Source organism: Methanofastidiosum sp. (assembly GCA_020854815.1).
GTDB lineage: Archaea > Methanobacteriota_B > Thermococci > Methanofastidiosales > Methanofastidiosaceae > Methanofastidiosum.
Map to the genome: position 1 here is coordinate 1 of JAHKLW010000082.1, position 5729 is coordinate 5729.

The following is a 5729-nucleotide window of genomic DNA, read 5'->3' on the forward strand; positions in this document are numbered from 1 at the left end:
GCACTAATAATAGCTATACCTTTGCCTTTTCTTTCTTCTGAAATTATATGCGCATTTTTATGTTTGGCTATTTCTCTTGTCTTATCTTTTGAGTTTCCGTCAACTACTATTATTTTACACTCAATATTATTTTTCATTTTTATTTTATTAGAAGCTATTATACAATCATCGATTACTTTTCCAATTGTCTTTTCCTCATTTAATGTGGGTATCACAATAGCTAATTCGCCCATCAATTTACCTCACAGATCTTATCTTTTATAGTTTTACTAGAAACCCTAGAATTTGCCCCTATAACTGAGTTTATTATAGTCGACAAGTTAACTATAGAGTTTGGTAGGATAACAGAATTATCGATATGGGAACTAGTAATCTTACAATTTTTCCCAATAATAGCATTGTTTCCTATTTCACATTGCCCGTCTATTTGGCAGTTCTCACCGATAAATGATTTACCTTTTAGCAGTAAGGAATTTGCTTCTAGATAAGATCCTCGATCCCCTATATCAATCCACTTGCCACCCATCACTTTCCCATAGACAGGGTGCCCCATCCTTACTGCAAACTCAATAAATTTTCCGGGGCTATCAACATAGCCGTTATCAACGGCTTTCCTAAGCAGAGGGATAGCTTCTTTAGGATAAATATAAAGTGCTGTCGATACAAGTGAAGATTTTGGTTTTTTTGGCTTTTCTTCAAAATTCTTGATATAATTATTCTCAAGCGTTATCTCTGAATAAAGCTTTACCTTCTCCATATCTTTTAGATCGTAGAGCCCAACTGTTAGTGAATTTGACTTTTTATATGTATCAACTAGCTCTTTGATTGAAAAGTCAAAGTAGTTGTCCCCCGCACAGACCAATAGGTCATCACTTATCCCCTTACTATCAATTAGATACAATATTGCTCTTAAAGCGCCTAGCTTCTCAGATTCAGCCCTAGCTGGCTCAATAAAAACTTCAAATCTTTCGCCCAATCTAGAAGAAGCTAAAAAGCTCCTGTAATCATCTTCAAAAAGACTTGAAGTTGTAATGTAAATTTTATCAAGACCTTTTATCTTAGATAATTTATCGCAGACATGCTCTAAGCATGGTTTATCACCTAGCGGTAGCAAAGGCTTACTATAGGTAAGGAGTTTCATTCGTGTGGCAAAGCCGCCTGCCAGGATAATACCGATCATTTCACTCAACTGTATGTTCTTTCCCAGTAGTAGCCTTTCTTACCTGTGCTTTTATCAACTTCAGCATACATGATGTAATGCGCTATCTTATCTGCATCTGTTATTGCACTTCCCTTTTGCAGCGTCTCAAGGTCATCCCAGACCTCTAGCCAGATCTTTGTTTCCTTAATATCATTTACTAGAAAGTCTACAAGGTCCTTAACTTGCGTTCTAGTAGCAGATGAGCTTACAATGATTACCATAGTTCTTCTGCCATCTTGCTCAATCCTATCTATATATGTCCTATATGCAATCAGCTCTTTGTATTGTGCTGCTGGTTCCTCAGGTGTAGTTGTAGTCTTTTTTTCTGAACAACCTGAAAGTAAAATCCCCCCTAAAATCAATAAAAATATTACTAATCTATACTTCATTTAAGACCTCCTTTTGAATTGGGTAGAGCATTTCAATTAAATAGTAAGCTATCCCCAATACCATAATCGATATTACTAAATTATAAATATTTTCAAAACTTAAAATGGTAAGAGTTATCCAAAAAATAGCGGCGAGAGATATTCCAGCCATGATTTTCCTAGTAGAAATATCATGCCTATTTTTGTAAAATAAAAACATGGTAAAAATAAAAGGCAATCCCAACTGTTTTCCCATTTCAAGGAAAAAGGTTGTAGAGTATAATGCCAAAGATATAGCCCAAATAAGGCATGTTAACGTTAAGGCAAATACGATTCCATTATAAGATCTATTTTTTAATAAATTAAATCCAACATATATATAAGAAACTAGCGCAAAAGCACTTGCTATATTTTGCCCTATTAAAATAGTACCTCCGTATAATAATGGGCCAATTTCATAAAAACCTATTAGAACATAACCAAAAATTAGTAAATTTAAAATTATAAAAACTAAAGAAAAAAAATCTTTCATATAATTCAACTTAGATTTTGTGTGGACTGCTCTCAAATGTTATTCCATACCTTGTTGTAATTCGGTAGAAATAATCCTGCCCCGAAGAGCTGCAAATTTCAGCTCTCCATGCTGCATTGTCATAGACCATATCATAAGCCACTCCGCCTATTACAACCTGTACGGATTGGAATGTTCCAGAAGGTGCGTCTACTACAAATGAATAGTTGCAACCTGAAACTAGTGTTGGTCCTGGTGGGATAGGGCTAGAGCTACTACCGCCTGTAGCAACTGATGGATACTGCGCAGAAACGCTTGCCATTGCCACAACCATCATAAATATTGCAAGTCCTACTACTAACTTTGCTTTCATTTAATCACCAATAATTGATTTTTTTTCTAATATATAAAACTTTCTAAAATAATTTAAGATATTCGCAAATAATAGGGAAAATTTAAATTTTTCCCTATTTTCCCTATTTTTTTCCCTATTTTTATTTGTTTTCCACTTCATAAATTGTAAGAGATGGGTATGTAATATCCGATAAATATATCATTTCTCTAGAAATATAATAATTTTTAAGCAAAAATGAATCATCTATAATTTTCTTGTAAGTTCTCGTATTCTTCCCTTCAAAGACAAATACATCGGGCCACCCCTCAACATACCATACTTTACTTCCATTGGTAATTGCATTGCGAATTTCTTTTTCAACTTCTGCTTCTTCCAAAGAATAAAAGTCAATTATCTCAGATTTAAGATCTCCAGATAGGTAGTAAAATTTGAAGGCCCTTCCATAAGAGGAAGCAATGGCATCCACGCCCTCAATTTCTGCCATTTCAGTGACGCTATCAAATAGAGAGAGAGGTGTTGCAACATGATTTTCTGCAAGGGAGCTATCAGAAGTCCAATCATATACCATAATAACAGATGATCCCAAAGAAGCAAAAATGCAGACGCCGACGACTACAAATGGCATTATCCTACTCTTCTCTCTCATCTTTATTATGCCGTATGAAACAAAAAATAGCATTAAGACTAGCGGCGCTGCAATATACCTATGCGACCAGCCGCTGAAATTGACATAGAACAATGATATAACTAAAACTACTGAAACAGAGAATAATTCATCTACTTTTTTAATATCTTTAAAGTAAAAGATGAGAGGGATAATAGAAATCATCCCAAGAATAAAGAATATGTCAATTCCCATATCAAATGAAAATGCCATGCTTGTTCTTGGAGAAGCTATTGGAGATATCAACTGCTTTAGTGTAGCAACTATCAATGAAAGGTAATCCTCCTTTATAAAAAAATTTGGCCCTCCACCTCTAACAAAATGCCCCAATTGATTAGGAAAAGAGTAGAAAAATACTCCAAGTAAAGCCCCGTACACCGCTAGAGAAGCAATAATGTCTTTACTTTTGGGAATAGAAAATTTCCTAAAATAAAATAGGAAAAGGTAAAATACAATCGCAAATAGGACGTTAGGCAGTTTAAATGAAAACAACAGGAATAGGGAAATTCCAAGTAAGACCCCTTTTACAGTGCCGGGCTTCTCCTTCAAAGACAGGAAGATAATCCCCGATACTAAAAAGAAAAACACGACAAAGATGTCCCAGATTAAGACTTTTGACAGGGCCACCAATGTAGGATTAATGGATACAAATAGCGCTGCTAAAGCAGCTATACGCTCGTCATTTGTCATCTTTAAGACAAAGTAGTATGATAATGGTATAGAGAGTATCCCTGCAAGGCATACCGCCAAAACAACAGGATACAAATCCTTAGATATTGAAAAGCATATCAAGCCAAGGCCTGTGACACCTATCATGCTTGAATCGTATTTTACAGGCACGCCCTGCAGTATCTCTAAAGCAGGCGTCAGTCTAAAAAAGGTGTCATTAAACCATACGTAGTTTGTGTTAAGCTTGTACAGCCTTAGGAAACTTCCAAGGACAATTGAAAGTGCCAATATCTTAACTGCCGGGCTTTTCATCTTCCTCCTCCAAAAGTATAGATAGGGATATAATAAGGATAGCAGTCATTATTCCAAGCAAAATAGAAATCCAGGAAAGGTCCCAGAATCTATAGGTAATAAGACCACCTCCTAACACTCCAAGTATCACTATACCTAGATAATACCTAAATGATTTCTCTTTGGCATCCCATAATAGTATTAAAGAGCCAAAGATACATGCCAGGACAAGCAATCCAAAGACCGGCATTGAATAGAGCTTAAAGGAATAGAAGACGTATGCCAAAAGGGCTATCATGATTAAAGCAAAAACAACTGTCCCGATATGCTTTTCAGTTATTTTAAAGTTAAAATAGTTCAAAGCGGCAAAAAAAATCAGTAACATCTCAAGGATAATTATAATGTTCAATGCATCGCTATTTTCAGGAAGCGCCCCAGTTAATTTAGAAAATAAGAGAACAAGTGAAGTGAATAGGACGATGCTAGTCACGGGCAAAAGTTTTCTCATGGTAATTCTTTCCTCTTGACTATTCATAAGAGTTTAGTACGGATTTAACGCTCTTTTCTATTTCACCTTGGAGGGAAAACACTCCCCTTGGATCAAGGTAATAGATAAAGCCGGCGATATTTGATGACTTAAACGATGTAACAAGTACAGGGTATCTATTGCTGTTTTCTTTTAATGAATATCTGCACTGGACAGAAGAAAGCTCTGTAGAAACAACATCGCCCTCTTTTTTGTAATCTTTTCTTAAGGTATCGAAACTTCCAATATAAGTTGATAATTCCCTAAAAAATTTATTCTGTTTGCCTTGCTCCACTAAAAAGAGAGTGATATAAACTTCTGAGCCATCGCTACTCTTTGAGGGGTAAATAGCATAACCCTCTTTTACAACTGACAGATCCACAACGCCTTCTGCACCATCAAGGCCGAATGAGTTCATTCCCATTCCTCTCATCGAGGATAGCGGCAGATTATTAATTATATTGTTTGGAACAGTTGTAAAATCATTTGATGTAAAGATATGCTTTGACTTGTCATCCCGCAACGCTTTATCAATTGGAGGAATTGTATAAACAGGCTCATTTGCAATAATTGCCTTGGGGATGGACACAATCTTTTCAACTATGCTCATCTCTTCGTTTGAGCCTGTTTCTTGGGGTGCTTGATATGCAATGTTAGAAACTAACGCATATGTGGAAAGGGAAACTATAAAGAGAATTAATAGGAGGAGACCGCCTTTGTTTTTTCCCGATAGTTTGTTGTTTAGAGGCGCTACTTTTGCATATCCGACTTTATTATCATATACTCTTTTCAAATGATGGGAAACTATCTCTTTCTTTAAAGATTCAAACTCATCCTTTGATACCTCGCCTCTGACATACCTTCTTGTTGCCTCCTCAATCTCTCTATCGAACTCGTCGCTTGTGGCCATCAACTGTAGAATAATCTGGTATTTTTTTAACTGTTTCTGTTTAGGGGATTTAAGAAATAAATAAAAGAAAGAGAAAAATAAATCAATATATCTCTAAAGCTTTTGATTTGCGCCTTGGAAAACAACGCCTGCTGAAGTCACGACTCTATAATGGTAGATTGTTCCTGATGAAAGCCCTGGTATTGTAACAATCCATCTGGTATTGCTATATTCCATGGAATAGGTTCTACCGCC

8 protein-coding genes are annotated in these 5729 nt (G+C 35.8%); all 8 read right to left on the reverse strand.

Features of this window, described 5'->3' with window-relative positions; genetic code table 11:
* On the reverse strand, window positions 1–233 hold a 233-nt coding region (locus tag KO464_09870), incomplete at its 3' end, for a glycosyltransferase (protein ID MCC7573671.1).
* A complete protein-coding gene (locus KO464_09875) occupies window positions 233–1180 on the reverse strand; it encodes an NDP-sugar synthase (protein ID MCC7573672.1) in 948 nt (315 codons plus the stop codon). The genes KO464_09875 and KO464_09870, both read right to left, overlap by 1 nt.
* 5 nt (window positions 1181–1185) lie before the next feature.
* A complete protein-coding gene (locus KO464_09880) occupies window positions 1186–1590 on the reverse strand; it encodes a hypothetical protein (protein MCC7573673.1) in 405 nt (134 codons plus the stop codon).
* On the reverse strand, window positions 1580–2101 hold the full coding sequence (locus KO464_09885; GenBank protein ID MCC7573674.1) for a hypothetical protein: 522 nt from the start codon (window positions 2099–2101) through the stop codon (window positions 1580–1582). The genes KO464_09880 and KO464_09885 overlap by 11 nt, the downstream gene beginning before the upstream one ends.
* Window positions 2102–2111: 10 nt before the next feature.
* Window positions 2112–2453 (reverse strand): hypothetical protein, encoded by a 342-nt coding sequence (locus KO464_09890; GenBank protein MCC7573675.1) that lies wholly within the window; start codon window positions 2451–2453, stop codon window positions 2112–2114.
* Between the two features lie 121 nt (window positions 2454–2574).
* Complete coding sequence (locus KO464_09895) at window positions 2575–4080, reverse strand: phospholipid carrier-dependent glycosyltransferase (protein MCC7573676.1); 1506 nt, start codon at window positions 4078–4080, stop codon at window positions 2575–2577.
* The gene (locus tag KO464_09900) at window positions 4061–4567 is read right to left on the reverse strand and encodes a hypothetical protein (protein MCC7573677.1); all 507 of its coding nucleotides are present in this window, start codon (window positions 4565–4567) and stop codon (window positions 4061–4063) included. Before KO464_09900 ends, KO464_09895 begins: the two co-directional genes overlap by 20 nt.
* 19 nt (window positions 4568–4586) lie before the next feature.
* The gene (locus KO464_09905; protein MCC7573678.1) at window positions 4587–5495 is read right to left on the reverse strand and encodes an SHOCT domain-containing protein; all 909 of its coding nucleotides are present in this window, start codon (window positions 5493–5495) and stop codon (window positions 4587–4589) included.
* Window positions 5496–5729: the final 234 nt, after the last annotated feature.

Excerpts from the sequence above, each read along its gene's own strand:
- KO464_09875 (MCC7573672.1), bottom strand. The coding sequence starts at position 1,180 with ATGATCGGTATTATCCTGGCAGGCGGCTTTGCCACACGAATGAAACTC.
- KO464_09880 (MCC7573673.1), bottom strand. The coding sequence starts at position 1,590 with ATGAAGTATAGATTAGTAATATTTTTATTGATTTTAGGGGGGATTTTA.
- KO464_09885 (MCC7573674.1), bottom strand. The coding sequence starts at position 2,101 with ATGAAAGATTTTTTTTCTTTAGTTTTTATAATTTTAAATTTACTAATT.
- KO464_09890 (MCC7573675.1), bottom strand. The coding sequence starts at position 2,453 with ATGAAAGCAAAGTTAGTAGTAGGACTTGCAATATTTATGATGGTTGTG.
- KO464_09895 (MCC7573676.1), bottom strand. The coding sequence starts at position 4,080 with ATGAAAAGCCCGGCAGTTAAGATATTGGCACTTTCAATTGTCCTTGGA.
- KO464_09900 (MCC7573677.1), bottom strand. The coding sequence starts at position 4,567 with ATGAGAAAACTTTTGCCCGTGACTAGCATCGTCCTATTCACTTCACTT.
- KO464_09905 (MCC7573678.1), bottom strand. The coding sequence starts at position 5,495 with ATGGCCACAAGCGACGAGTTCGATAGAGAGATTGAGGAGGCAACAAGA.